General features: G+C 60.8%; 22 protein-coding genes. 14 read left to right on the forward strand and 8 right to left on the reverse strand.

From position 1 onward, the window contains the following. Positions 1-81: 81 nt before the first annotated feature. Positions 82-1,482, reverse strand: coding sequence for a dihydrolipoyl dehydrogenase (lpdA, locus tag ACIQAL_RS11640; RefSeq protein WP_401145375.1), 1,401 nt, complete (start codon positions 1,480-1,482; stop codon positions 82-84). Positions 1,483-1,763: 281 nt separating this feature from the next. Then, positions 1,764-2,405, reverse strand: coding sequence for a CDP-alcohol phosphatidyltransferase family protein (locus tag ACIQAL_RS11645; protein WP_401145376.1), 642 nt, complete (start codon positions 2,403-2,405; stop codon positions 1,764-1,766). Positions 2,406-2,847: 442 nt separating this feature from the next. Between ACIQAL_RS11645 and fae the strand changes: the two genes are divergently transcribed. The 4 genes from fae (at position 2,848) to ACIQAL_RS11665 (ending at position 7,382) form a co-directional block, all read left to right on the forward strand. Next, positions 2,848-3,360, forward strand: a complete 513-nt coding sequence (gene fae, locus ACIQAL_RS11650) for a formaldehyde-activating enzyme (RefSeq protein ID WP_401145378.1) — start codon at positions 2,848-2,850, stop codon at positions 3,358-3,360. A 10-nt stretch (positions 3,361-3,370) separates the two neighbouring features. Then, on the forward strand, positions 3,371-4,405 hold the full coding sequence (locus tag ACIQAL_RS11655) for an aldo/keto reductase (RefSeq protein ID WP_401145380.1): 1,035 nt from the start codon (positions 3,371-3,373) through the stop codon (positions 4,403-4,405). Continuing rightward, positions 4,402-5,835 (forward strand): NAD-dependent succinate-semialdehyde dehydrogenase, encoded by a 1,434-nt coding sequence (locus ACIQAL_RS11660; RefSeq protein ID WP_401145382.1) that lies wholly within the window; start codon positions 4,402-4,404, stop codon positions 5,833-5,835. Before ACIQAL_RS11655 ends, ACIQAL_RS11660 begins: the two co-directional genes overlap by 4 nt. 185 nt (positions 5,836-6,020) lie before the next feature. After that, positions 6,021-7,382, forward strand: coding sequence for an MFS transporter (locus ACIQAL_RS11665; protein WP_401145384.1), 1,362 nt, complete (start codon positions 6,021-6,023; stop codon positions 7,380-7,382). Positions 7,383-7,547: 165 nt separating this feature from the next. On the opposite strand, the gene ACIQAL_RS11670 is transcribed toward ACIQAL_RS11665, so the two are convergent. Next, positions 7,548-8,423 carry a LysR substrate-binding domain-containing protein gene (locus tag ACIQAL_RS11670; RefSeq protein WP_401145386.1) on the reverse strand — a complete coding sequence of 292 codons (876 nt, stop codon included), beginning with the start codon at positions 8,421-8,423 and terminating at the stop codon, positions 7,548-7,550. A gap of 361 nt (positions 8,424-8,784) precedes the next feature. Here ACIQAL_RS11670 and hflK (ACIQAL_RS11675) point away from each other — a divergent pair, with 361 nt between their 5' ends. From hflK (ACIQAL_RS11675) to cfaB, 5 genes are all read left to right on the forward strand, one after another. Continuing rightward, a complete protein-coding gene (gene hflK / locus ACIQAL_RS11675) occupies positions 8,785-10,764 on the forward strand; it encodes a protease modulator HflK (RefSeq protein WP_401145388.1) in 1,980 nt (659 codons plus the stop codon). A gap of 11 nt (positions 10,765-10,775) precedes the next feature. Continuing rightward, positions 10,776-11,822, forward strand: a complete 1,047-nt coding sequence (gene hflC / locus ACIQAL_RS11680; protein ID WP_401145390.1) for a protease modulator HflC — start codon at positions 10,776-10,778, stop codon at positions 11,820-11,822. Next, on the forward strand, positions 11,819-12,886 hold the full coding sequence (gene hflK, locus ACIQAL_RS11685; protein WP_401145392.1) for a protease modulator HflK: 1,068 nt from the start codon (positions 11,819-11,821) through the stop codon (positions 12,884-12,886). The genes hflC and hflK (ACIQAL_RS11685) overlap by 4 nt, the downstream gene beginning before the upstream one ends. Next, positions 12,883-14,838 carry a cation-translocating P-type ATPase gene (locus ACIQAL_RS11690; RefSeq protein WP_401145394.1) on the forward strand — a complete coding sequence of 652 codons (1,956 nt, stop codon included), beginning with the start codon at positions 12,883-12,885 and terminating at the stop codon, positions 14,836-14,838. The genes hflK (ACIQAL_RS11685) and ACIQAL_RS11690 overlap by 4 nt, the downstream gene beginning before the upstream one ends. A gap of 280 nt (positions 14,839-15,118) precedes the next feature. After that, positions 15,119-16,303: a C17 cyclopropane fatty acid synthase CfaB gene (gene cfaB, locus ACIQAL_RS11695; RefSeq protein WP_401145396.1), complete on the forward strand. Its 1,185-nt coding sequence runs from the start codon at positions 15,119-15,121 to the stop codon at positions 16,301-16,303. Positions 16,304-16,434: 131 nt separating this feature from the next. On the opposite strand, the gene cls is transcribed toward cfaB, so the two are convergent. Next, positions 16,435-17,874: a cardiolipin synthase gene (gene cls, locus ACIQAL_RS11700; protein ID WP_166593977.1), complete on the reverse strand. Its 1,440-nt coding sequence runs from the start codon at positions 17,872-17,874 to the stop codon at positions 16,435-16,437. A 186-nt stretch (positions 17,875-18,060) separates the two neighbouring features. On the opposite strand from cls, the gene ACIQAL_RS11705 reads away from it, so the two are divergent. Both ACIQAL_RS11705 and ACIQAL_RS11710 read left to right on the forward strand, forming a co-directional pair. Then, positions 18,061-18,582, forward strand: coding sequence for a DUF3617 domain-containing protein (locus ACIQAL_RS11705; RefSeq protein WP_166593978.1), 522 nt, complete (start codon positions 18,061-18,063; stop codon positions 18,580-18,582). Between the two features lie 262 nt (positions 18,583-18,844). Then, positions 18,845-20,098, forward strand: a complete 1,254-nt coding sequence (locus ACIQAL_RS11710) for an N-acetylmuramoyl-L-alanine amidase (protein WP_401145399.1) — start codon at positions 18,845-18,847, stop codon at positions 20,096-20,098. Here ACIQAL_RS11710 and ACIQAL_RS11715 read toward each other — a convergent pair. Further along, the gene (locus ACIQAL_RS11715) at positions 20,095-20,490 is read right to left on the reverse strand and encodes a glutamine synthetase (protein WP_401145401.1); all 396 of its coding nucleotides are present in this window, start codon (positions 20,488-20,490) and stop codon (positions 20,095-20,097) included. The two genes, ACIQAL_RS11710 and ACIQAL_RS11715, sit on opposite strands and share 4 nt — an antisense overlap. Positions 20,491-20,579: 89 nt before the next feature. On the opposite strand from ACIQAL_RS11715, the gene zigA reads away from it, so the two are divergent. Then, complete coding sequence (gene zigA / locus ACIQAL_RS11720; protein ID WP_401145403.1) at positions 20,580-21,782, forward strand: zinc metallochaperone GTPase ZigA; 1,203 nt, start codon at positions 20,580-20,582, stop codon at positions 21,780-21,782. A gap of 135 nt (positions 21,783-21,917) precedes the next feature. Here the strand turns inward: zigA and ACIQAL_RS11725 are convergent, their stop codons facing one another. Further along, positions 21,918-22,289, reverse strand: coding sequence for an NADH:ubiquinone oxidoreductase (locus tag ACIQAL_RS11725; protein ID WP_401145405.1), 372 nt, complete (start codon positions 22,287-22,289; stop codon positions 21,918-21,920). 54 nt (positions 22,290-22,343) lie between these two features. Between ACIQAL_RS11725 and ACIQAL_RS11730 the strand changes: the two genes are divergently transcribed. Continuing rightward, the gene (locus ACIQAL_RS11730) at positions 22,344-23,306 is read left to right on the forward strand and encodes a CobW family GTP-binding protein (protein ID WP_401145407.1); all 963 of its coding nucleotides are present in this window, start codon (positions 22,344-22,346) and stop codon (positions 23,304-23,306) included. 20 nt (positions 23,307-23,326) lie between these two features. Here the strand turns inward: ACIQAL_RS11730 and ACIQAL_RS11735 are convergent, their stop codons facing one another. Further along, a complete protein-coding gene (locus ACIQAL_RS11735; RefSeq protein WP_166593983.1) occupies positions 23,327-23,719 on the reverse strand; it encodes a DUF3301 domain-containing protein in 393 nt (130 codons plus the stop codon). A 134-nt stretch (positions 23,720-23,853) separates the two neighbouring features. Between ACIQAL_RS11735 and pdxY the strand changes: the two genes are divergently transcribed. Beyond that, entirely contained in the window at positions 23,854-24,726 is an 873-nt protein-coding gene (pdxY, locus tag ACIQAL_RS11740) for a pyridoxal kinase PdxY (RefSeq protein ID WP_401145409.1), read from the forward strand. Between the two features lie 101 nt (positions 24,727-24,827). Here the strand turns inward: pdxY and ACIQAL_RS11745 are convergent, their stop codons facing one another. Further along, positions 24,828-25,313: an acyl-CoA thioesterase gene (locus ACIQAL_RS11745; RefSeq protein ID WP_341960969.1), complete on the reverse strand. Its 486-nt coding sequence runs from the start codon at positions 25,311-25,313 to the stop codon at positions 24,828-24,830. Positions 25,314-25,374 lie beyond the last annotated feature (61 nt).

Here is a 25,374-nt window from a genome sequence, read left to right on the forward strand (position 1 = left end):
ATCGGCTGCACCGGCCAATCGCGAATAAATTCGCTCCCACAGGATCATCAGCAGGCCGCGGTTCAATCGTCGACCTTGGGCTCATGCCTGCGTCGTATGCCCACCCACAGCCATCGCCGCCTGGCGCAAGGCCTCGGAGCGGGTAGGGTGCGGATGGCAGGTCAGCGCGATGTCTTCCGCCGACGCTGCAAACTCCATCGCCACGCAGTACTCGGCAATCATCTCGCTGACGCTTGGCCCAACCAGATGCACACCCAGAATCTCGTCGGTTTTTTCATCAGCCAGCACTTTGGCGAAGCCGTCTGCTTCGTGATTGACCTTGGCCCGGCTGTTGGCGCTGAACGGGAATTTTCCCACCTTGTAGGCGCGGCCTTCCTCCTTCAATTGCTCCTCGGTTTTACCGACGCTGGCCAGCTCCGGCCAGGTGTAAATCACGTTGGGGATCAGGTTGTAATTCAGCTCGCCCTTCTTGCCGACGATCCGCTCGACGCACACTGCCGCTTCGTCTTCGGCCTTGTGCGCAAGCATCGGGCCGGAGGTCACGTCGCCAATCACCCAGATGCCGTCCACTGACGTGCGATGGCCTTTGTTGGCCAGGACGCCGCGCTTGTCGACTTCAAGCCCCACTGTTTCCAGCCCCAGACCTTTCGTGACCGGACGTCGGCCGATGGACACCAGCACGTAGTCCGCTTCAATCACTTCGGCTTCGCCACCGGCGGCGGGCTCGACTGTCAGACTCACGCCTGTGTCACTGGCGACGGCCGACGTCACTTTGGAGCTGAGTTTGAAATTCATGCCCTGACGCGACAGCGAGCGATGCAGCGTCTTGCCAGTCTCCAGATCCGAGCCGTGGGCCACGTGATCGAGGAATTCCACGACCGTGACTTTGGCCCCCAGACGACGCCAAACGGACCCCAGCTCAAGGCCGATCACGCCTGCACCAATCACTACCAAGTGCTTGGGTACTTCGCTCAGGGACAGCGCGCCGGTCGAATCGAGAATGCGCTGGTTATCGATGGTCACCCCCGGCAGAGGGGTCGGTTCGGAGCCGGTGGCGATGATGATGTCCTTGGCCGTCAGCTCGGTTTCGGCGCCGCTGGCATCGGTGACGATGACCTTGCCCGGCCCGGCCAGACGACCCCAGCCCTTGATCCACTCGGCTTTGTACTTGCGAAACAGAAACTCGATGCCCTTGGTCAGGCCGGTCACACTCTCAACCTTCTGCGCCATCATCTGCGCCAGATTCAGGGTCGGCGTGACCTCAATGCCGAGCTTTTTGAATTCATCGCCTGTCGCCGCTTCGTACAGCTCAGAGGCGTGCAGCAGGGATTTGGACGGGATGCATCCCACATTCAGGCAGGTGCCGCCCAAGGTCTCGCGGCCCTCAATGCACGCAACCTTCAAACCTTTCTGACCGGCGTGAATGGCTGCGTTGTAGCCGCCTGGGCCGCCGCCAATGATGACAACGTCGTAGTGACTCATGAGCGTACTCCTGAATGAAGAAATGACAGTGGAGGAAGCGTAGTCCGCTCTCCGCGAATGTCTTGATGGACCCTATCAGAGAAAAATTATGTCCGTAATATCGACTCAGGAGTGAGGTGAGGTCAAGGCCAGGGTTTTACAAGGCTGAAACGGTTTAGGCCTGGATGATTGCTTTCGCTGCCGTCGAGAGCTCCGGCGTTTCCTAAAAGAATAGGTGCACGGAATGAGCCCTGTGGATAACGTGTTGGCAGTCTGTGTGTAAAGCTATTGAAACACTTTCTTCAATCTTGTGCATAAACCTTGGCGATAGGGGTGGTGGCAGGCTTTGTCACTTCAGCCACTGCGCCCCGAATGCGTCTGACGATGGTCACCAGCAGCAGAATGGCCATCACTGCCATGATGATGTTGATCGGCGCTGTGAGGACGCGCTCCGAGGCGATGCCTACGCCAAACAGACCAAAACACAGCATGCGCACGTGGCTTTTCAGGGGGCCATCCCGCCGACGAGACGCCTTGATCAACGGCCCGAGCAAACCGGCGAATTCACTGAAAATCGCCAGCAGTGTGACCGTCAGCACCAGCAACAGGCTGACCTTGGGAATCACTGCAAACGGCAGAAATAGAGCGGTTTCGGCGACAACTCGGCTTAATTCGTGGGCGCAGGTGCCGAATCTGGAGTGTTGTCCGAACTCTGTCACCAGCAACGTCTCCACCGCGTTGAACAGCATCCGAATCAGCATCCAGATCGGAATCAACAGGAAGATCGGCGGGTACGCGGCAAACGCGGCCACCAGCATCCCGACGGCCGCGGAAATGAGCCCCGCGCATGACGTCACGTGAATAGCGCGCACGCCGTCATCGAACAGAACCTTGGCCACCGGATGCAGGATTTTGAGCAGCCAGGTCTTGAGTGTGGTCAGCATGATCGCGGGCCGCTCCCCTGTGGATAACTTTCTGGGAGCATAGTGCAAGTTTGAGGTTGTGTTGGATGCCTGAGCCGAAACCTGTAGGAGCGAATTCACTCGCGAAACGATTCGTCAGGCGACGCTTCTTCATCGGATGTATCGCCGTTTCGCGAATGAATTCGCTCCCACACTACAACGAACAGTGCGGCACTGTGGGGGTATGACCTGCACTCATACCCCCATGAGTTTTTATGGTTACTGGCCCCGAAATCCCCGGTGATACAAATCGCATCACAGCTCACCCACAACAACAAAGAGCGCTTGCGATATGACTTCTCTGCACGCCCTGATTCCGTCCAGCCCCATGCGGCGCTCTCCGACTTCCTCCATTCGTCACGTGATGCCCGGCATCCGCGTGCGGTTCTGATCACCCGCATTTTTCCGTTCCGGAGAACACCCCATGAAAAAACTCGACCTGTACATCGGTGAAGGCTTCGAAGGCCCAGGCGTCAACGCCGCCCACATCAACATCATGATCGGCCCCCGCAACGGCCCTGCGGGTCAAGCCTTCGCCAACAGCCTTGCCTCGCCAAGCCAGGGTCACTGCCCGTTCATGGTCATCGCCCAGCCGAACATCCCGGTCAAACCGATGACGCTTTATGTGAACAAAGCCGCCATCGGCAGCGACCTGCACGGCAACGCCACGTGGGGCGCTTCTCAGGCTGGTATCGCCAAGGCCGTCACCGAAGCGCTGCTCGACGGCACCTTGCCTGCCGAAGCCGAAGACGAGTGGGCCATCGTCACTGCCAACTGGGTCAACCCGGCCTGCGACGATCTGGATGCCGTCTACCTGAACAACTATAACGCCTGCCGCAACGCGATTCGTGCCGCTGTGACCGGCAAGCCGGAACGCTCGCAACTGGCCGATGTGGTCAACCGCATCAGCAACCCGTTCTACACGCCTAAAGCCTGAGGTCCGCGCCATGCAATACATTCGTTTGGGAAATTCGGGCCTCGAGGTTTCGCGGCTGTGCCTGGGCACCATGAACATGGGCACGCCTGACTGGAAACCGTGGATCTTCGACGAGAAGAAAAGCGAGCCGATCGTGCGTCACGCGCTGGAAAACGGCGTCAACTTCATCGACCTGGCGGACTTTTATTCCGCAGGCGTCGGCGAAGAAGTAGTGGGCCGCATCGTCAAGCGCCTGGCCCGTCGCGAAGACCTGGTGATCACCACTAAGGTCGGCTACGGCACCCGCTCCGGCAAAAACGCCAGTGGTCATTCGCGCAAACACATCATGGACAGCATCGACGCCTCCCTGAGCCGTTTGGGCATGGATTACGTCGACGTCTTCATGCTGCATTACTTCGACGTGAACACCCCCGTCGAAGAAACCATGAGCGCGATGAACGACATCGTTCGCTCCGGCAAGGCACGCTACATCGGCGTTTCGACCATGCTCACCGGCCAGTTGGCGAAGATCCTCATGGCCTGCGAACGCAACGGCTGGGTCAAGCCGATCAACATGCAGCTGCAACTGAACTGCGCCTACCGCGAAGAAGAGCGCGAGATGATTCCGTTCTGCCGCGATCAGGGCCTGGGCGTTTCCGTGTTCAGCCCGCTGGCGCGCGGTTTGTTGACCGGCGACGTGCAATCGACCCGCAACCAGACCGACTTCTTCACGCAACAGATGTACAGCGACGAAGCCTCGTTCCAGATTGCGCACTCAGTGCAGCGCGTGGCCCAGCGTCGTGGCGTGTCCAACGCGCAGATCGCACAGGCGTGGGTTGCCAACCATCCGGGTGTCGATTGCATGCTGGTGGGCGCCGACACCACGCAACAGTTCGACAGCGCCCTTGCCGCGCTGGAAACCAGGCTCGACGCCGATGAGCTGTACGAGTTGGAGCGCAACTACACGCCGTGCGACGTGATCAACGATTACACCGCTGGCAAACGCATCCTGCGCAGTGCACGCCCTGCGACTGAAGTGTTCAGCCTGACCGAGGCCGTGGCATGAGCGCGCTTATCCGCAACGGGCATTACATCGACGGTCAATGGACGACGGGCGGCCCGACGTACCCCGTCTCCAACCCCGCCACCGGCGAGCTGATCGCCCAAGTGCAGAAGGGTGGGGCTGAAGAAACCAATCAGGCGATCGACGCGGCTGAACGTGCGTTGCCAGCCTGGCGCAAGCTCACTGCGAAGGAACGCAGCGTGAAGCTCAAGCGCTGGAGCGAGCTGATGCTGAGCAATCAACGTGAGCTGGCGACGCTGCTCAGCCGCGAGCAAGGCAAGCCGTTTGCTGAAGCGATGGGTGAGGTCGTCTACGCCGCAAGCTTTCTGGAGTGGTTTGGCGAGGAAGCCAAGCGCGCCTACGGCGACGTGATTCCGAGCCACAAGGCCGATGCGCGCATCGTCGTCACCAAGGAAGCCATCGGCGTGGTCGCGGCGATCACTCCGTGGAACTTCCCGCTGGCGATGGTCACCCGCAAAGTCGGCCCGGCGCTGGCGGCGGGCTGCACGATGATTCTCAAGCCGTCCGAGGAAACCCCGCTGTGTGCATTCGCGCTGGCCGTGCTGGCCGAACAGGCAGGCATTCCAGCGGGCGTGTTCAACGTCGTGTCGGGCGATGCGGTGGCCATTGGCGGCGCGCTGCAAGCCTCGTCTGTAGTGCGCAAATTGTCGTTCACCGGCTCGACCCGCGTCGGCAAATTGCTGATGCGTCAGGCCGCCGACACGCTGAAAAAAGTCTCGCTGGAACTGGGCGGCAACGCGCCGTTCATTGTGTTCGACGACGCCGACCTGGACGCCGCCGTCAAAGGCGCCATGGCCTCGAAATTCCGCAACACCGGGCAGACCTGCGTCTGCGTGAACCGCTTCTTCATTCAAGACGCCGTGTACGACGCCTTCACCCGCAAGCTGGCGGACGCTGTGGCGACGATGCGCGTCGGCAACGCCCTGGAAGGCGAAACCGAGCAAGGTCCGCTGATCAACAACGCCGCACTGGGCAAGGTCGAGCAACACGTCGGCGATGCGCTGGAGAAGGGCGGCAAGCTGTTGTGTGGCGGTCAGCGTCACGCGCTGGGCGGCACGTTCTTCGAGCCGACCGTGATTACTGAAGTGAACGATCAGATGCTGATCGCTCAGGAAGAGACCTTCGGCCCGGTCGCCGCGTGTTTTCGCTTCAAGGACGAAGCCGAAGTGCTGCGCCGCGCCAACGACACGCCGTTTGGCCTGTCGGCGTACTTCTACAGCCGCGACATTGGCCGTGTGTGGCGAGTGGCCGAAGGGCTGGAAGCAGGGATGGTAGGCATCAACGAAGGGATCATCTCCACGGAAGTCGCGCCGTTCGGCGGCATCAAGGAGTCGGGCCTGGGGCGCGAAGGATCGCGTTACGGTCTGGAAGACTATCTGGAAATCAAATACCTGCTGATGGGTGGGCTCTAAACGGCTGATCGTTCCCACGTCTCGCGTGGGAACGCACCCTGCGACGCTCCGCTTCGCGTCGGTGACAGGGCGCGGAGCGCCCGATTTGGCATTCCCACGCGGAGCGTGGGAACGATCACAACGATCAACTTCATATGGAAATTCTGGTTTCGCTTCTCCGTCAATAACAATAACTGGAGGCAAACATGTCTGTTCAACCGGTACAAATCGATGATCTGCCCATCGGTAAATTTCACATCAAGATTGCAGGCCTGACGTTCGGTGCGCACTTCACCGATGGCTACATTCTTGGCCTGATCGGCATCGCGTTTACCCTGCTCAGCCCGCAGCTGCACCTGGATGCGTTCTGGCAGGGTCTGATCGGGGCGTCGGCGCTGATCGGCCTGTTTCTCGGCAGTCTGTTCTTCGGCTGGATTTCCGATCGGCTGGGCCGCCAGAAAATCTTCCTCGTCAGCTTCGTGCTGATCACGGCGGCGTCGGTGTTGCAGTTTTACGCCGAAACCGCGATGCAGCTGTTCCTGTGTCGGGTGCTGATCGGCATCGGTCTGGGCGGCGACTTCAGCGTTGGCCACGCCATGCTCGCCGAGTTCTCGCCGAAGAAACATCGCGGCGTGCTGCTGGGTTCATTCAGCGTGATCTGGACCTTCGGCTACGTGGCGGCAACCTTCGTGGGCACGGCCATGCTTTCGCTGGGTGACGATGCCTGGCGCTGGATGCTGTCGTCCTCGGCCATTCCGGCGGCGTTGATCCTGATCGCGCGCATCGGCACCCCCGAATCGCCTCGCTGGCTGATCAATCAGGGCCGCGTCGCCGAAGCGCGTGCCATCGTCAAAAAGCACTTGGGCGACCACGTAGTCATGGACGAAGAGCGCTCCAGCGACCGTCGTTCGGGTTACGCGATTCTGTTCAGCCCCGAGTACCGCACGCGCACGCTGTTCAACTGCCTGTTCTTCGTGTGCATCGTGATGCCGTATTTCACGATCTACACCTTCCTGCCGTCGATTCTGCAGAAGATGGGTCTGGCCGAGGGCTTCGGCACCGAACTGATGCTCAACATGCTGCTGATCATCGGCGCTCTGATCGGCATCTGGTGCACCGTGAAATTCACCCGCCGAGGATTCCTGATCAACTCGTTCATCATTCTGGCGATCGCGTTGTTTGTGTTGGCGGTGCTGCCAAGCGCCTCGACGCTGCTGATGGTGCTGGCGTTTGCGTTGTTCACGGTGGTGCTGTCGGCGGTGAGCAACCTGGTGGGCGTGTTCCCGGCAGAAAGCTTCCCGACCGAAGTGCGCGCCAGCGGGATTGGTTTGGCCACGGCGGTCAGTCGGCTGGGGTCGGCGATCAGTACGTTCCTGTTGCCGGTGAGCGTGGCGGGTATTGGCTTGAGCCCGACCATGGGCATTCTCGCGGCGATTCTGGCGCTGGGCGCAATCATCTCCTGGGCGTGGGCGCCGGAAACCAAGGCGTTGACGTTGAATCAGGCGTGTACGGTGAAGGAGGGTCCGAGTGTCGCCTCTGCCGAGGTTCCCCTGACGTCTCAGGCGTAACGCAATCGTTGTAGGAGCCGGCTTGCTGGCGAAAGCGGCGTGTCAGGTAACACTTCTCTGTCAGGTGTACCGCCTTCGCCACCAAGGCGGCTCCTACAGGACAGCGTTCGGCGCAGCGTTTTGGGTTGTCTGGATTTTTGTGGGAGATGCAGAGATCTGCTGGAATCACGGATTACTCACCAGACTCAACCACTCGGTAAACAGCTGCACCTTGGACAGCCCGAACTTGTCGTTCGGGATGTCGAGCCAATAGCCGTACGGGCCGATGACCTCCACCGGGGTGATCGGCAGCAGGCTGCCATTGGCCAGTTCACGCTCGATCATCTGTCGGTCGATCACCGCCAGTCCGCCCCCAGACAACGCGGTGTTGATCACCTGATCCAGCGTGCTGAATTCCAGCCCTTGCGTCGCATCGACATCGATTCTTCCCACCGCGCCCAGCCAGTTCTCCCACACCTTCAGGCGCTTGCCTTCGTGGAGAATGTGCAGCAGCGGAAAACGCCGCAGGTCCGGCGCTTCGCCGTTGTCGAATAACTCAGGACTTGCCACCGCGATGTGCCGCTCCATCACCAACAGTTGGCTATGACAGTGGGTGTCCGCCTCTAGTCCGAAGCGGATGTGACAGTCCACTTCCGCATATCCGTCGTGATTCGCCTGGTTGGTGATGCTCAGGCTGATGTCCGGATAACGCTGCACGAAGGTGCGCAGTTGCACCGACAGCCAACGCGTGGCCCACGTCGGCGGAGCGAGAATGCGCAGGCGTTGGCGCAGGTTCGGTACGCGCACGGCTTGCAGCGAACGTTCGATGTGATCGAACGCTTGGGCCAGATTCGGCGACAGCGCGGCACCCGACTCGGTGAGCAACAGGCCTCGCGGCGTGCGAATAAACAGCGTGATGCCCAGATAATCTTCGAGCTGCTTGATCTGCCGGCTGATGGCGCCTTGGGTCACGTTCAGCGATTCCGCCGCCTTGTTAAAACTTCGGTGCCGAGCGACCTCTTCGAAGATGCGCAAGGTATTCAGCGAAGGCAATTGACGCATCGAACGGGCTCCAGCGCTGACCTTTCAAGCGGCCACTCGTCTCGTGTCGAGCGGATCGAAGAAGGCGGGTCAACGGTGTGTATTTTTAGAGGATTTTTGTAGGACGTATCTGACGCTGTGGCGCACGCCGATGCAAGGCCCGCGCGCAGAAAATGACGTCGTGAGGGCGCCCTTTGCGGGCTAACCTGTCTGCTGGCTGTCTGAGTGAATAATTCGTCATCTTCCGACGAGTTGATCAGACGAAAATTTCACGACTTCTGTTATATCGTAACGCCCCGTTAAACTGTGTTTCGGGATGCGTATCCCACGACGTGGACAGGCAGGGTAATGACTACAGCGTTCAGCAAGGTGTGGAGTGTCGATGCGGGTTGATCTGGATGTTGAAGGTGCAACGCCTGCAAGTCTGCCGAGGTTTCAGCGCGCGAGCTTTCATGCTCGGCGCCTGTCGCGATTGACCTACGTGCTGGGCGCCATGGGCGTGATCGGCCTGGTGCTTTCGCTGTTTGTTGACCTGTTTTCCCCCAATTCCCTATGGACCGCCGTGCTGACCAACAGCGCCGCGAGCCTGCTGGTGCTGGCGTCGGCGATGCAATCGACGCAGGTGGTGGCCTTGTGGCGCGCCCGTGTCATCGCGCCTGACGACGTGGCGGTGGTGCCGGACGAAGACGTCGTTGCCAACGAGCAGGGCTGGTACGACCGCATGCTCGGTCGCATCGGCGGGGCCGGAACCTCGATGGTCGGTCAGATCGGGGCGTCGGTGTTCTGGCTCGCGGGCTGGTCACTGCTGGCGCTGATCAGCATTTCGTTGGTCTGGAACCTCACACTCATCGGTACCAACGTCGGCCTGACCGGCAGTGTGGTCGGTGGTCTGTTGCTGCTAATCGGCTTTGGCCTGTTGGTGCTGGAACGCCAGTTCAGCAACGAATCCGAAGCGTCGTGGCTTGAAGCCGAACAACTGGCGCAGATCACGCGCATGGCCATTGGCACGCTGTTGATCGCGGCGCTTTGTCTGTTCTTTTCGTCGGTTGAGCGGGTCTGGCCTGCGCGTCTGGCGGTGTTGATCGGCCTGCTGCCGGGACTGGTGGCGGTCGAATTGCTGATCCGCGCACTGCTTTCAGTCTTCAGCCCGCGCAACGACCGGCTTGAGCCGCGTCTGGTCGCCAGCAGTTTCGCTGCTGGTCTCCTGCGCTGGCCGCCGCGTCCGCTGACTGCGCTGCAGAACGAATTGCACAACCGCTTCGGCATCGACCTGCGGCAGATCTGGGCGTTTACCTACATGCGTCGCGCCTTCTTGCCCGTCATGGCCGTGATCGTCGCGTTGGGTTGGGCCCTGAGCGGCGTGCACGAAATTCCGATGCAGGGGCGCGGCATTTACGAGCGTTTCGGCAAGCCCGTCGAAGTCATGGGACCGGGCCTGCACGCCGGGCTGCCATGGCCATTCGGGACGGTGTTGCCGGTGGAAAATGGCGTCGTGCACGAGCTGGCGACCAGCGTTTCCGAGGGCGCCAACGCCAAAAACAACGACGCGGAACAGGTCCGTGATCCGGCAGAAGGGCCGCCGCCTGCCGTGGCCAATCGGCTGTGGGACGCGACCCATATCAACGACAAATCCCAAGTGATCGCCAGCGGCTCGGGCGACAAGCAGAGCTTCCAGATCGTCAACATGGACGTGCGCTTCGTCTACCGTATCGGTCTAGACGATCAGGCCGCTATGGCCGCGACCTACAACAGCGCCGACATTCCGAGCCTGATTCGCAGCACCGCCAGCCGCGTGCTGGTCCACGATTTCGCCTCGCGGACCCTCGATGAATTACTCGGCGAACAGCGCACTGATCTGGCCGCCGACATTGGCACTGCCGTGGCGCGGGACCTGAAAAAACTCGACAGCGGCGTGGAAATCCTCGCGACGGTCGTCGAATCGATTCACCCGCCGGCCGGTGCCGCCAACGCGTATCACGCCGTTCAAGCGGCGCAGATCAGCGCTCAAGCGCTCATTTCCCGCGAACGAGGCGCCGCTGCCGATCAAGCCAACCTGGCGCAGTTGCACGCCAGCGTGGCGCACGATCAAGCCGCCGCCACATCCCGCGAAGTCATGGCCACGGCGCAAAGCGCGGACCTGCGTTTCAGCGCCGAACAACAAGGCTACGCCAAGGCCGGTCAGGCGTTTCTGCTGGAGCAGTATCTGAGTCAACTGACCCTGGGCATGACCCACGCCAAATTGCTCGTTCTGGATCATCGACTGGGCGGCACCAGCGCGCCCACCATCGATCTGCGTTCTTTCACCCTCCCGGTCGACCCTGCGGCGTCGCCAAAGTCGGCTGAACAGCCAATGGCTGAATAAGGAGTCGTCCCTTGAGTCTGTTTCATTCCCACGACCATCACCACCATTCGGGTCACGACCACGGCGGTCACGGCCATCACCATGGTCATCACCACCACGGCGAAGCGTCGAGGCCAGTGGGTTTTCCGTGGCGTCGCGCCGGGCTGGCAGCGGTGTTGATCGCATTTGCCGTGGCAGCCGCGAGCCTGGTGCAGGTGCGTTCTGGCGAAGCCACCGTCATCACCCGGTTCGGTAACCCGTCCCGCGTGCTGCTCGACCCCGGTTTGAGCTGGCGCTGGCCCGCGCCGTTCGAGGCAGCGATTCCAGTGGACCTGCGGCTGCGCACCACCTCCAGCGGCTTGCAGGACGTCGGCACCCGCGACGGCCTGCGGATCATCGTGCAGGCCTACGTCGCCTGGCAGGTGCAGGGCGACCCCGACAACGTGAAGCGCTTCATGCGTGCGGTGCAGAACGAACCGGACGAAGCGGCGCGGCAGATCCGCACCTTCGTCGGTTCGGCGCTGGAAACCACGGCGGCGAGCTTCGACCTGTCGAGCCTGATCAACACCGACGCCAATCAAGTGCGGATCGGCGACTTCGAAAACCAACTGCGCCAACAGATCGACAAGCAATTGCTGACGACCTATGGCGTGCGCGTCCTGCAAGTGGGCGTCGAGCGTCTGACACTGCCGTCGGTGACCCTCAACGCGACGGTCGACCGCATGCGCGCCGAACGTGAAACCATCGCCACCGAACGCACAGCCATCGGCAAGCGTGAAGCCGCGCAGATTCGCTCCGCAGCGGAACGCGATGCGCGGATCGTCGAAGCAGACGCTACCGTCAAAGCCGCTGACATCGAAGCGCAATCCCGTGTCGAAGCCGCGCTGATCTATGGCCGCGCCTACGCCAGCTCGCCGCAGCTGTACAACCTGCTGCGTTCGCTGGACACCCTTGGCACGGTCGTTGGCCCTACCACCAAGCTAATTCTGCGCACAGACGCCGCGCCGTTCCGCGTATTGGTGGACGGTCCGCCGAGCCTTGATGGCAAGCCGGATGGCAAAGCTGGAACGCAGCCATGAGTGAGCAGAACTCGACCCCGATCGAGCGCCCGGCAGTGAACAGCCCGTGGCTGCAAGCGAGTCGGTTGGCGTTTATGGGCTTGTACGTCGTGACGTTGCTGGCAGCACTGGGCTGGGCGGTGTCCAACGTGCGCCAGATCGATCCGCAAAACCGCGCCGTGGTCTTCCGCTTTGGCGAGCTGGATCGCGTGCAGAACGCCGGTCTGTTGCTGGCCTGGCCGCAGCCTTTCGAGCAAGTGGTGCTGCTGCCGTCAGCGGACCGCGTGATCGAACGCCACGTGGAAACGCTGCTGCGCTCGCCCACGGCCCAGGCCGCTGACAAGGTCACCAGCTTCGCGACGCCAATGAGTGACGCGCTGGCTGGTTCGGGCTACCTGCTGACGGGTGACGCTGGTGTCGTACAGCTGGATGTGACGGCGTACTACAAGGTCACCGACCCCCGCGAGTTCGTGTTGCAGGGCGAACACGTGTTGCCTGCGCTGGATCGTCTGGTCAATCGCAGCGCGGTCAGCCTGACGGCGGCGCGGGATCTGGACACGATTCTGGTGGCGCGCCCCGAGTTGATCGGCTCAGATAGCCAGGCCGCCGAGCGTCGTGAGCGTCTGCGGGGCGACCTGGTGCAAGGGATAAACACCCGCCTCGAAGACCTGACCGCCACCGGCATTGGCCTGGGGGTGGAAGTGGTGCGGGTGGACGTGCAGTCCAGCTTGCCGCCCGCTGCCGTCAACGCCTTCAACGCTGTGCTGACCGCCAGCCAGCAAGCTGATCAGGCCGTCGCCAATGCGCGCACGGACGCTGAGAAGCAAAACCAGACCGCCAATCAGCAGGCCGACCGCACCTTGCAGGTCGCCCATGCCCAGGCGTCCGAGCGACTGGCCAAGGCGCAGACCGACACCGCCGCCGTCACTGGTCTGGCGCAATCGATCCAGAACAAGAGCGACCCCGGTCTGCTGCTGCGGATCTACCGCGAGCGCGTGCCGGGCATTCTCAAGCAGGCCGGTTCCGTGACGACGGTCGATCCCCATGACGATTCACGCCTGATCATTCAGGGAGCCGACAAATGAGTGCCGACGCCGCACACACCCACGACCACGACCACGATCATGGCCACGCCGACGCTCCCGCGCCCGGCAGCATGCTGACCAGCAACGAACAGCGCAGCGCTGCGCGGCAACTGACCTTGGCCATGCTCGCCCTGGGCTTGCTGGCGCTGGGGCTGGTCTGGCGATTCTTCGCACCCGAGCAGGTCGGCGTCAGCCAGTTGCTGCTGGGCGTCGCCTCGCTGCTGGTGGCGATCCCCGTGGTCAGCGCCGGTTGGTACAGCCTGCGTTACCCGAGCCTGCACGGCATCACCGATCAGCTCATCGCGCTGGCCATGCTCGGTGCTTGGGCCACGGGCGACCTGATGACTGCCGCGCTGCTGCCGATCATCATGATCTTCGGCCACGTGCTGGAAGAGCGCAGCGTCATCGGCTCGCAAGAGGCGATTCATGCCCTCGGCAAACTCACCCGCAGCCATGCGCGTTTGATCGGGGCAGATGGCACGATTCGGGAAGTGGACAACGGCTCTCTCGTCGCGGGTGATCGCGTCGAAGTGCGCGCCGGTGATCGGGTGCCCGCTGACGGGTTGGTGATGTCGGGTCAGGCCAGTCTCGACACCGCGCCGATCACGGGAGAATCGGTGCCTCTCGAAGCGCGTGCGGGCATGGAGGTGTTCGGCGGTGCGATCAACCTCGACGGTCTGCTGCGCATCGAAGTGACGCGCATCGGCAACGAATCGACGCTCGGCAAAGTCATCGCGCTGATGCAGAACGCCGAACGGTCGAAGCCGCCGATCACGCGACTGCTGGAACGCTACGCGGGCAGCTACATGGTGCTGGTGTTGCTGATTGCGGCCGTCACCTGGTTCATCACTAACAACGCACAGGCGATGCTCGCCGTGCTGGTGGCGGCGTGTCCTTGTGCGCTGGTGTTGTCTGCACCTGCCACGGCCATCGCGGGGATCGCAGTCGCGGCCCGCCACGGCATTCTGATTCGCAGTTCGGCGTTTCTCGAAGAACTCGCGGACCTGACCTCCCTGGTGGTGGATAAGACCGGCACCCTGACCTACGGCAGCCTGCGGCTGCAATCGGTGCAGGCCGAGGAGGGCGCGGGCGATGACGTGATTAAGCTCGCGGCCAGTCTCGGGTCGGCCAGCAGCCACCCGGTCAGTCGCGCGCTGGCAGGGCTGGTGGAAAAGGATCATTTGCTGGCGCTGGAGGACATTCGCGAACGTCAGGGGCTGGGCGTCATCGCGCAAACAGGTCGTGGCGAAGCGGCGATGGGCCGTCCCGAGCTGTTCGCGCAACTGGGAATCGAGACCTCGCCCGTGCCCAACCATGACGGCCCGATTGCGGGGCTGGCGGTCGATGGGGTTTTCCTGGCCTGGCTGCTGCTGGCCGACAGCCTCAAACCTGAGGCGCGTCAGGCGTTGAGCGAACTGCGCGAGCTGGGTATGGGGCGTCAGTTGCTGCTGACCGGCGACCGTCAGAGCGTCGCGGACAGCCTCGGCGCGGAGGTTGGCATCAGCGACATCCACGCGCAGGCATTGCCGGAAGACAAACTCAACCGTGTCATGGGCGAGATCAAGAGCGGCTTCCGGCCCATGGTCGTGGGCGACGGCATCAACGACTCCCTCGCACTGAAGGCCGGCGTCGTCGGCGTGGCGATGGGGGCGGGCGGTGCGGACATTGCGCTGGCCTCTGCCGACATCGTGCTGATCGGCAGTGACTTGCGTCGTCTGGGCACATGCGTGCGTCTGAGCCGCCAATGTCGCTCCACGCTGCAGGTGAACGTGATTATCGGGCTGGGATGGACGCTGGCGATTGTCGCGCTGGCAGCCTTTGGCGTCCTCGGTGCGGCGGGGGCGATGATCGCCGCTGTGCTGCACAACCTCAGCACGCTGCTGGTTTTGGGCAATGCGGGGCGCCTGTTGCGCTTTCACGAACCCATCGCGAAATTTCACATGCAGTCGTAAGTCTTTGATTCGGCGCCCTCTCTGAGAGCGCCGGATTAGACGCCTGCACTAAGTATAAAAATTCGCTTGAGCTTTGAAGAACTCTGTTACAAATTACCTATCAGTCATGCAGAGGGTGCTCCATTGCAGGCTTCAAATTGGCTCGAAACCTGGGGGCATGGAAGTACCCGGCAGTAGGTTCCACGTTGTCATTCATAAAAGCCGATAGCCTGACGGTTCCTGCTCTGGAACCGGTTTTGGACTACCCTTTTCCGTGTTTCTGGATCAGGGGGTTTTCTCAATGCTCGCGCAACTTCCACCGGCGTTACAGAAGCTTCACTTACCACTGCGACTCAAGCTCTGGGATGGCAATGAAGTCGAGTTGGGGGCAGACCCCAGCGTCACGATTGTCGTCAAGGACCCTTCGCTGGTGTCCGATTTCACTCACCCAAGTCTCGACCTGCTGGGCAGCGCCTTCGTTGAAGGGCGGCTGGAACTGGAAGGCTCGATCAGCGAAGTCATGCGCGTCTGCGATGAGTTGACGGCCGCGCTGGTCGACGAGGATGACGACGTCGTCCCGGTGCGCACCGAGCATGACAAGGAAACCGACGCCAAGTCGATCTCCTACCACTACGACCTTTCCAATGACTTCTACCGGCTGTGGCTGGACAAGGAGATGGTCTATTCCTGCGCCTACTTCAAAACCGGCACCGAAACGCTGGAGCAAGCGCAGCAGGACAAATTCTATCATCTGTGTCGGAAACTGCGCCTGAAGCCTGGGGAATACTTGCTCGACGTGGGCTGTGGCTGGGGCGGATTGGCCCGCTTCGCTGCGCGTGAGTACGGTGTGAAAGTGTTCGGCATCACCCTTAGCCGCGAGCAACTGGCGCTGGCGCGGGAGCGCGTGAAAGCCGAAGGGCTGGAAGACCGGGTTGAGCTGCAACTGCTGGATTATCGCGACCTGCCGCAAGATGGCCGTTTCGACAAGATCGTCAGCGTAGGTATGTTCGAACATGTGGGCCACGCCAACCTTGAGCTGTACGCCAAGTGCCTGTTCGGCGCAGTGAAGGAGGGCGGTTTGGTAATGAACCACGGCATCACCGCCAAGCACACCGATGGCCGTCCTGTCGGGCGCGGCGCCGGAGATTTCATTGACCGTTATGTGTTCCCGAACGGCGAGCTGCCGCACCTGGCGATGATTAGCGGGTTCATCAGCGAAGCAGGGCTGGAAGTGGTGGACGTGGAAAGCCTGCGTTTGCATTACGCCAAAACCCTCGACCACTGGAGCGCCCGTCTGGAAGAGAAGCTCGAGGTGGCGGCGGCGATGGTGCCGGAACAGGCCTTGCGGATTTTCAGGCTGTATCTGGCGGGTTGCGCGTATGCGTTCTCGAAGGGGTGGATCAACCTGCATCAGATTCTGGCAGTGAAGCCCCGAGCTGATGGCAGCCATGACCTGCCGCTGACGCGGGATGATCTTTACGCTTAACAGCGCAGCGATCCCTGGTAGAAGCGAATTCATTCGCGAAGCGGTTTTACAGTCGATGGATAGGCGTCGGATGTAAGGGCCAATCGCGAATGAATTCGCTCCCACAGGGGGCGTGAACCTCCGCGAATAAATCACAAAATCGGCGAGATCAACCGCGCCACGCGCATCCCCAGCTGCTGTAAGTGGTGGGTCTCTTTGCTTTCCTCAATGGAAATCTCATGGGCCTGGGCGAAGTCGTCGCTGAGCATGGCTTCCACCTCCCGCGCAAACTCCTCGTCCACGGTCAGCAGCATCAGCTCGAAATTCAGGCGGAACGAGCGGTTGTCGAGGTTCGCGCTGCCAATGGCCGAGATCTCGTTGTCCACCAGCACAACCTTCTGGTGCAGGAAGCCCGGCTTGTAGCGGAACATCCGCACGCCCGCGCGCACCGCTTCGAACGCGAACAGGCTGGACGCGGCGTAGACCGTGTAATGGTCAGGTCGCGACGGCAGCAGCAAACGCACATCCACCCCGCGTAGTACCGCCAGCCGCAAGGCCGCCGATACCGCTTCGTCCGGGATGAAATACGGCGTGGTGATCCACACGCGCTCGGTTGCGGCATGAATGGCTTCCACGAAGAACAGCGAGCAGGTCTCTTGCGAGTCAGCCGGGCCGGTGGCGAGGAACTGGCACAGCACGCCGTCTTCGGGGTAGCTCTCCGGCAGGATCAGCGGCGGCAGTTCGCGGGTTGCCCAGAACCAGTCCTCGGCAAACGATTCCTGCAAACACGCCACCACCGGGCCGACGATGGACACGTGCGTGTCTCGCCACGGCGCCAGCGGTGGCTTGAGGCCCATGTATTCGTCGCCGACGTTATGGCCGCCGACAAACCCCTTCACGCCATCCACCACGACGATCTTGCGGTGGTTGCGGAAGTTGACTTGAAAGCGATTGAGCCATCCGCCGCGTGTGGCAAAGGCTTTGATTTGTACGCCGCCTGCCCGAAGTTTTTCGACGTAGCTGGCGGGCAGCGAGTGGCTGCCAATACGGTCGTACAACACGAAAATCTCGACGCCCTCGGCGGCCTTCTCTAACAGCAGCGACTGCAATCGGCGCCCGAGCCCGTCGTCATGAATGATGAAAAACTGCACGAACACCACGCGCTTCGCCGCCCGTATCGCATCGAAAATGGCCGTGAACGTGGCGTCCCCGTTGATCAGCAGTTTCACTTCGTTGTTGGCGAGGCACGGCATCCGTCCGAGCTTGGGCATGGCGCGTAGCGACTCATAGGCATCCGAGCGCCGTGCCGCGACGGCTTCTTCGATCCAGGGTTTCCAGTTGAAATCGACGATGGCATTGCGCATCTCGTTGTTGGCCTGACGACGCGCCTTGATGTAGGCGTCGAAGGTGCTGCGGCCAAAGACCAGATAAGGAATGAGTGTGATGTAGGGGATGAAAATCAGCGGCATCGCCCAGGCAATCGAGCCTTGTGCGGTGCGCACGGTCAGCAGAGCGTGAATCGCTGCTACGATGCCGAGCAGGTGAGTAAAACCAAGCAGATAGCCAAAGAAATACGGGCTGTGGTAATCCATGCGCAACCTTGTGTTCGAGGCGTATAGGTGTCTAACAGACCACAGCGGGCGGGGATTGTCGCTATTTTATTCCGGCTGCAACTGGTTATCGGATTCGCCGTCTAAGCGTCATCGTCTAGCGACCTCGCTCGGTCTCGCTGGCATGCCGCAATCACACTGTTTCAGGCAAAAAAGGAAAACAGATTCATGAAAAAGCGCGTATTGGCGTTGATGGTTTGTCTGGCTGCGCCCTTCGCTCAAGCGCAAGTGCTTCAGCCCGGCTTGTGGGAGCTGACGTCGAGCAACATGCAGGTCGATGGCCAGCAGATGCCGGACATGCAAATCATGCTCGCCCAACTGCAAATGATGGCCCCTGAACAGCGTGCGGCTATGGAACAAATGCTGGCAAAACAAGGGATTACCTTGGGCGGTCAAGGCGTTCGGGTGTGTCTGACGCCTGAACAGGTGAAGAACGAGCAGATTCCGCTGACCGATCCCAAGACCGGCTGCACTCAGCAAATCACTGACCGCAACGGGCCGACCTGGAAATTCAAGTTCAGTTGCCCACGTGCCCAAGGCACCGGCACTGCGCAGTTCTTGAGTGATCGCCAGTTCACCACCCACGTCATTGGCTCGTTCAATGCCACCGGCCAGCAGCAGAATGGCAGCATGGACACTAAAGCCGTGTGGTTGGGCCAGAACTGCGGAACGGTCAAACCGCGCACTTAACTCGCTGCAGTACGACCGTTCGTCCGAACGCCCCGTTTACCGGGGCGTTTTTATTTTCAGCGCCAGATTCGTGTCCATGTTCCACGTGGAACATCTTGTTGTTTCACATGAGTTTTTGCCTGTTACCCCTTGTTTTAAAGCGGAAAACTCAGCGCATTTCTGTAAAAAGCTTCATCTTCACCAAATGACCTGCATGTTATATTGTTACGAAGAATGTCGTTTCTATCCGGGCTGGGATGCTCATCTTTTTTCGGAACGTGTCATGCATCGACGTCAAATGCTGCTCAATATGCTTTTGGCCAGCGCCGCCTTCGCGCTCCCTTTCTCTGTCAATGCTGCCAATGCCGCGCAAATTCGCAACGCCCGTCTCTGGCGTTCCGATAACAAGCTGCGACTGGTCTTCGACCTCAGTGGTCCGGTGCAGTACAAAACCTTCACCCTCAGCGCCCCTGAACGCATCATCATTGATGTGAGCGGCGCGCGTCTGGAAGGCAACTTCCCTGAGCTGGCGCTGGAAAACACGCCGATCAAAGCGATTCGTTCGGGCCATTTCGGACAGGGCGACACGCGCATCGTGCTAGACCTCGCATCGCCCGTGCAGCTCAACAGCTTCCTGCTCGGTCCAGAAGGTGCGCAAGGCAACCGGTTGGTGGTCGATCTCGGTAACGATTTGAAGCCACATGTGCCGGTGCAACTGGCAGCTGCGCCCGCCGCGCTGGCCAAGGAACCGCCTCCACCGGTGCTGGACAAAGCGCATCCGAAGCGCGACATCATGGTCGTGGTCGATGCCGGTCATGGCGGTAAAGACCCTGGCGCCGTCGGCTCGAAAGGTGAGCGCGAGAAAGACGTGGTGCTCTCCATCGCGCAATTGCTCGCCAAGCGTTTGAAGCGTGAGAAAGGCTTCGACGTGCGTCTGGTGCGCAACGACGACTTCTTCGTGCCCCTGCGCAAACGCGTAGACATCGCTCGCAAATATAACGCTGACATGTTCATCTCGGTGCATGCTGACGCGGCGCCAAGGCTTACAGCTTCGGGTGCGTCGGTGTTCGCGTTGTCTGAAAACGGCGCGACCTCGGCAACGGCGCGTTTCATGGCCCAGCGCGAGAATGGCGCGGACTTGATCGGCGCGACCAGCCTCTTGAACCTGAAAGACAAGGACCCGATGCTCGCGGGCGTGATTCTCGACATGTCGATGAACGCGACCATCGCGGCGAGCCTGCAACTGGGCCATACCGTACTCGGCAGTCTGGAAGGCGTCACCACGCTGCATCAGAAACGCGTCGAGCAGGCCGGGTTTGCGGTGCTGAAATCGCCGGACGTGCCGTCGATTCTGGTCGAGACCGGCTTTATCTCCAACAGCCGCGACAGCCAGCGTCTGGTGACGGCGCGCCATCAACAGGCTGTGGCCGACGGGCTGTTCACCGGGATGAAGCAATACTTCGAGGCCAACCCACCTGCAGGCTCGTTCATCGCCTGGCGGCAGGAACAGAAGGCGGCGGAACAGGCGGTCGTTTAACGACAGCCCATCACGCGATCACAGGTGATCTTGCTCCGGCTGCCGCTGGAGCTAGACACCCGGCTGATCGTCGTCCAGCCGACTTTCTGGATGTACCCCACCCAGGCCTCGCCATCCGAGGCCAACCCCGTGAAAAACGTCATCGAGCCATAACGGCTGTTGGTTTGCGCCCACGTGCGATTGCCCACGCTTTCGTACCCGCGCAAATACATCGTCGTCGCGCCCGACATCGCCACGCTGTACTGGTTGTTATAGGCGTCGATGCACGCCAGCAACGTTGCGCTGCGCGTACATAACGCCCGATCCAGCCTCGGCGACGGAGGTGCAGCCCACACCTGTGTGCCTAGCAGCAGAGCGACAAACCCGGCGAAAACGTTGGAAACCCTGACCATCGAGCGGACCTTGTAAAAAGTGTTAGCAGGTTTGTATTGTTATACTATAACGTAAAAAGCACCTGAACCTGCTACCTGATGAGACCTCCATGAACCGCCTCCCCGTAACCGTCCTGTCCGGCTTTCTCGGTGCCGGTAAAAGCACGCTGCTCAATCATGTCCTGCGTAACCGCGAGAACCTGCGGGTCGCCGTGATCGTCAACGACATGAGCGAAATCAACATCGACGGTAGCGAAGTCCAGCGCGACGTCAGCCTCAATCGCGCCGAAGAAAAACTCGTCGAGATGAGCAACGGCTGCATCTGCTGCACCCTGCGCGAAGACCTGCTGGAAGAAGTCAGCCGACTCGCCAAGGATGGGCGCTTCGATTACCTGTTGATCGAGTCGACGGGCATCTCCGAGCCGCTGCCGGTGGCCGAGACGTTCACCTTTCGCGACGAGTCAGGACAGAGTCTCGCCGATATTGCGCGGCTCGACACCATGGTAACGGTGGTTGATGGCCTTAATTTCTTGCAGGACTATCAGGCCGCCGAAAGTCTGGATACACGCGGCGAAACGATGGGTGAAGACGACGAGCGCTCGATCACCGATTTGCTGATCGAACAGGTCGAGTTCGCCGACGTGATTCTGATCAGCAAGATCGATCTCATCAGCACCAGCGACCGCCTTGAGCTAATGGCCATCCTCAAAAGCCTCAACAGCCAGGCCGAGATTTTGCCGATGGTGATGGGCGCGGTGCCCTTGGGCAAGATTCTCGATACGGGCCGTTTCGACTTTGAGCGGGCAGCTCAGGCGCCGGGCTGGCTGAAGGAATTGCGTGGCGAGCACACGCCGGAAACCGATGAGTACGGTATTGCTTCAACCGCCTACCGTGCGCGTCGCCCGTTTCATCCGCAGCGCTTCTTCGACTTCATCAACCAGCCGTGGACCAACGGCAAGCTGCTGCGCTCTAAAGGCTTCTTCTGGCTGGCGAACAAGCACCAGGAGGCGGGGAGCTGGTCCCAGGCGGGAGGGCTGATGCGCCATGGGTTCGCCGGTCGCTGGTGGCGTTTCGTGCCCAAGGACCACTGGCCGCAGGATGCGGAAAGCACAGAGGTCATCATGCGCAGCTGGTTGGCGCAGACCGGGGATTGCCGTCAGGAGTTGGTGTTCATTGGCCAAAACCTCGACTTCGCGCAGCTTACCGCTGATCTGGATGCCTGCCTGCTGACCGACATTGAAATGGCCGCGGGGGTTGAAGCCTGGGCTCAGTTGGATGATCCGTTTGGTGATTGGCATGGTGAGGCCGCATAACGCCCCCGAACACCTGAAACATCTGTAGGAGCGAATTCATTCGCGATTGGCCAGTACATCCGATGCATATCTATCGAATGTACAACCGCCTCGCGAATGAATTCGCTCCCACAGGGTGATCCGCTATCCGTCAGCTCACTGCGCCTTCCACACCCCTTTGCTCTGCTCCTCGCAGAACGGTTTGAGGAACGCGGCGTCGCTGGCCACGCCGTAATAGTGAATGTTCTGCCGATAAGGCATATTGGCGACTTGCGCGTTGCTGCACTGGCCGAATGACCCGCTCGGGCACTGTTCGGCGTAGGTCACTTCGATCTTCTGATCCTTCAACTGCGGCTTGCAGAAGCCGTTATGGAACAGATCGGGCGGAATGGTGAGATTTTCCTGACAGACTTTCACGTCAAGCCGCTCGGCCTGGCTGTGGACCACACAGGATTCGGCCCACGCCTGACCCGACGTGATCGCCAACAGCACCAACGCCAGCCGCGTGGGCAGCCAGATTGCTCGCATTCATTACCTCCGTCTGCGCTCGTTCTCGGGAGCGACGTTCAAGAATGGCCGGACATGCTGCAGAACATCCCCACCCATGTCATTGCTGGCCCTTTGGGCGCAGGCAAGACCAGCCTGATCAAGCACCTGCTGTCGCAGAAACCGCCGAATGAACGCTGGGCGATTCTGATCAACGAGTTCGGCCAGATCGGTCTGGACGCGGCACTGCTCAGCACGGCGCAAGATGGTATCGCACTTGGTGAAGTCGCTGGCGGTTGCCTGTGCTGCGTCAACGGTGCGCCGTTTCAGATCGGACTGGGTCGATTGCTGCGCAAGGCTCGGCCGGACCGACTGTTCATCGAGCCGTCCGGTCTTGGGCATCCCGTCCAGCTGTTGAAGCAATTGCGAGAGGCGCCCTGGAGTGGCGTGCTGGCCGTTCAGCCCAGCGTCATCGTTCTGGACGCTCAGGCCCTGGCTACCGGGAAACCCCTGCCAATGACCCAACAAGAGGCTGTGGGAACCGCCGGTCTTTTGGTGCTTAACAAATCGGAGGGGCTGAACGCTGCGGCCCGAAACACCCTCGTCACAATGCTGCCCGAACGCGCTGTGTGCTGGACTGAGTCTGGCGCGCTGTCGCTGCAGCGCTTGCCCGGCATCGACGCACAGGCCAACGAGGGTGTGGATAACTTCGTTGCGCCTCGATCCTTGGCCCAGATGCTAGCGGTCTGGGTCGACCCGATGACGCCGATTTGTCTGAGTCAGGCCCAAGCCGAAGGTTGGAGCATTGGCTGGCGTTGGCACCCTGAGCGTATCTTCGATGCGACCAAAGTCCGGGCGTGGCTGCGAAGCCTTGAATGGCACCGTGCCAAGCTGGTTATCCACATCGGATCGGGGTGGGTTTCGGGCAATGCGCTGGAGAGCGGCGAGTTTGAATGGGCGCCGAGTGAATGGCGCAAGGATTCGAGGCTTGAATTGATTTTCAACGAACCTCAAGCCGAGGCTCAACTGACCGCACAGCTCGCGAACTGTCTGGCCTAGCGCTGCTTAATCACAGTGGCTCACTGCTTCCACTTATTGTGCTCTTGCCGCCATTCGGCGAGCTGGATGATTTCGGCCGTCGGCTTCGGGTCTTTGATTTCGAACGGGTAGGGCGCCAGTTCGATCTGCGCAGTGTGTGCGCCAAACATCGTTATCGTGCCGGGGTGGCGTTGCTCGCCCGTCACCGTGAATTCGAAGTTGTACACCCGGGCCAGACGCTTGCGGCCTTCGTTGTCGCGCTTGAACGCGATACGGCGCAGTGCCACGTTGCCGTCGAGCAATTCGATGTCGAGCTTGGCGCAGTGCTGTTTGACACGCTCCAGCGCCCGTTCACGTAGACCATGGGAGTGCCACAGCCAAGCGCCAGCAGTCGCCAGCAGCATCAGGACGAAAATATTGCCCAGGGTCAGCATGAAAAGAGAGCTCCAACAGAAGGTGTCCAGCTTAACTGCGTCAGGTCACTGACAGCCATAGTACGTCCGTTTAATTTCGCTTCACTTCGTCCGGCTTCGCTACTACTGTGCTTTCCCGGCTTCAGGAACCTGTCATGAAACGTTCGCCCCATTTGCTCGCCATTCAGTCCCACGTCGTCTTCGGGCACGCCGGCAACAGCGCTGCCGTGTTCCCTATGCAGCGTATCGGCATCAATGTCTGGCCGCTGAATACCGTTCAGTTCTCGAATCACACTCAGTACGGCCACTGGACCGGCGAAGTGCTGCCGCCGCAGCAGATTCCGGCACTGGTCGAGGGCATTGCGGCGATCGGTGAACTGGGCCATTGCGACGCGGTGTTGTCCGGCTATCTGGGCAGCGCGGCGCAAGGGCGGGCGATTTTGCAGGCGGTCGCGCAGATCAAACGGGCCAACCCGCGTGCGTTGTATCTGTGTGACCCGGTGATGGGGCATCCGGAAAAAGGCTGCATCGTGCCGCAAGAAGTCAGCGACTTTCTGTTGGAAGACGCCGCTGCCGTGGCCGATTTTCTCTGCCCGAATCAGCTGGAGCTGGACAGTTTTTCAGGGCGCAAGCCGACATCGTTGCTCGACTGCCTGGCAACAGCCCGTGCGCTGCTGGCCAGAGGACCGAAGGCGATTGTCGTCAAACACCTGAGCTACCCCGGCAAACCCGCCGAGAGCTTTGAAATGCTGTTGGTTACCGAGCACGAAAGCTGGCACCTGCGCCGTCCGTTGCTCGCGTTTCCGCGTCAGCCGGTGGGCGTGGGTGATCTGACGTCCGGACTGTTTCTGGCGAAGGTCTTGCTCGGGGAGGATCTGCGCAGCGCCTTCGAATACGCGGCTTCGGCAGTGCATGAGGTGCTGTTGGAGACCCAGGCGTGTGGGAGTTACGAGCTTGAGCTGGTCCGGGCGCAGGACCGCATTGCGCACCCAAGGGTGAAATTTGAAGCGGTCCCGCTGGCGCTTTGACGGGATAATGTGCCCTGTAGCGTCACGTATTGCCGGCGGTGACGATTTTGACACCGCTGCCGCCAGCAAGTCGGACTGCTACAGGCGGTGAGCCATCAGACTCAAACGCCGTCTTCGCGAATTTCGCGATACCGTTTTTCCAGCTCCTGACGCAGCTGACGACGCTGCTGGGCCTGTACGTAGCGGCGCTTGTCTTCGCTGGTCTGCGGATCCAACGGCGGAACGCTGGCCGGTTTGCGTTGGTCGTCCACCGCCACCATGGTGAAAAAGCAGCTGTTGGTGTGACGCACCGAGCGCTCGCGGATGTTTTCCGTCACCACCTTGATCCCGACTTCCATGGACGTGTTACCGGTGTAGTTCACCGAAGCCAAGAAGGTCACCAATTCACCGACGTGAATCGGCTCGCGGAAAATCACCTGATCCACCGACAGCGTCACGACATAACGACCGGCGTAACGGCTCGCGCACGCGTAGGCGACTTCATCGAGGTATTTGAGAAGGGTGCCGCCGTGCACGTTGCCAGAAAAGTTGGCCATGTCCGGGGTCATCAATACAGTCATCGACAGCTGGGCGTTTCCGGGTTCCATAGCGTGCTCACGGTCTGGTTGAGTCAATTGGCACCTCGGATGGGTGCTCGAAATAAGATCG

This window comes from Pseudomonas sp. NPDC088368, assembly GCF_044753445.1.
GTDB classification, from domain to species: Bacteria; Pseudomonadota; Gammaproteobacteria; order Pseudomonadales; family Pseudomonadaceae; genus Aquipseudomonas; species Aquipseudomonas bambusae.

Coding starts and splice junctions, on each gene's coding strand:
- lpdA (WP_401145375.1), bottom strand. CDS start 1,482: ATGAGTCACTACGACGTTGTCATCATTGGCGGCGGCCCAGGCGGCTAC.
- ACIQAL_RS11645 (WP_401145376.1), bottom strand. CDS start 2,405: ATGCTGACCACACTCAAGACCTGGCTGCTCAAAATCCTGCATCCGGTG.
- fae (WP_401145378.1), top strand. CDS start 2,848: ATGAAAAAACTCGACCTGTACATCGGTGAAGGCTTCGAAGGCCCAGGC.
- ACIQAL_RS11655 (WP_401145380.1), top strand. CDS start 3,371: ATGCAATACATTCGTTTGGGAAATTCGGGCCTCGAGGTTTCGCGGCTG.
- ACIQAL_RS11660 (WP_401145382.1), top strand. CDS start 4,402: ATGAGCGCGCTTATCCGCAACGGGCATTACATCGACGGTCAATGGACG.
- ACIQAL_RS11665 (WP_401145384.1), top strand. CDS start 6,021: ATGTCTGTTCAACCGGTACAAATCGATGATCTGCCCATCGGTAAATTT.
- ACIQAL_RS11670 (WP_401145386.1), bottom strand. CDS start 8,423: ATGCGTCAATTGCCTTCGCTGAATACCTTGCGCATCTTCGAAGAGGTC.
- hflK (WP_401145388.1), top strand. CDS start 8,785: ATGCGGGTTGATCTGGATGTTGAAGGTGCAACGCCTGCAAGTCTGCCG.
- hflK (WP_401145392.1), top strand. CDS start 11,819: ATGAGTGAGCAGAACTCGACCCCGATCGAGCGCCCGGCAGTGAACAGC.
- ACIQAL_RS11690 (WP_401145394.1), top strand. CDS start 12,883: ATGAGTGCCGACGCCGCACACACCCACGACCACGACCACGATCATGGC.
- cfaB (WP_401145396.1), top strand. CDS start 15,119: ATGCTCGCGCAACTTCCACCGGCGTTACAGAAGCTTCACTTACCACTG.
- cls (WP_166593977.1), bottom strand. CDS start 17,874: ATGGATTACCACAGCCCGTATTTCTTTGGCTATCTGCTTGGTTTTACT.
- ACIQAL_RS11705 (WP_166593978.1), top strand. CDS start 18,061: ATGAAAAAGCGCGTATTGGCGTTGATGGTTTGTCTGGCTGCGCCCTTC.
- ACIQAL_RS11710 (WP_401145399.1), top strand. CDS start 18,845: ATGCATCGACGTCAAATGCTGCTCAATATGCTTTTGGCCAGCGCCGCC.
- ACIQAL_RS11715 (WP_401145401.1), bottom strand. CDS start 20,490: ATGGTCAGGGTTTCCAACGTTTTCGCCGGGTTTGTCGCTCTGCTGCTA.
- zigA (WP_401145403.1), top strand. CDS start 20,580: ATGAACCGCCTCCCCGTAACCGTCCTGTCCGGCTTTCTCGGTGCCGGT.
- ACIQAL_RS11725 (WP_401145405.1), bottom strand. CDS start 22,289: ATGCGAGCAATCTGGCTGCCCACGCGGCTGGCGTTGGTGCTGTTGGCG.
- ACIQAL_RS11730 (WP_401145407.1), top strand. CDS start 22,344: ATGCTGCAGAACATCCCCACCCATGTCATTGCTGGCCCTTTGGGCGCA.
- ACIQAL_RS11735 (WP_166593983.1), bottom strand. CDS start 23,719: ATGCTGACCCTGGGCAATATTTTCGTCCTGATGCTGCTGGCGACTGCT.
- pdxY (WP_401145409.1), top strand. CDS start 23,854: ATGAAACGTTCGCCCCATTTGCTCGCCATTCAGTCCCACGTCGTCTTC.
- ACIQAL_RS11745 (WP_341960969.1), bottom strand. CDS start 25,313: ATGGAACCCGGAAACGCCCAGCTGTCGATGACTGTATTGATGACCCCG.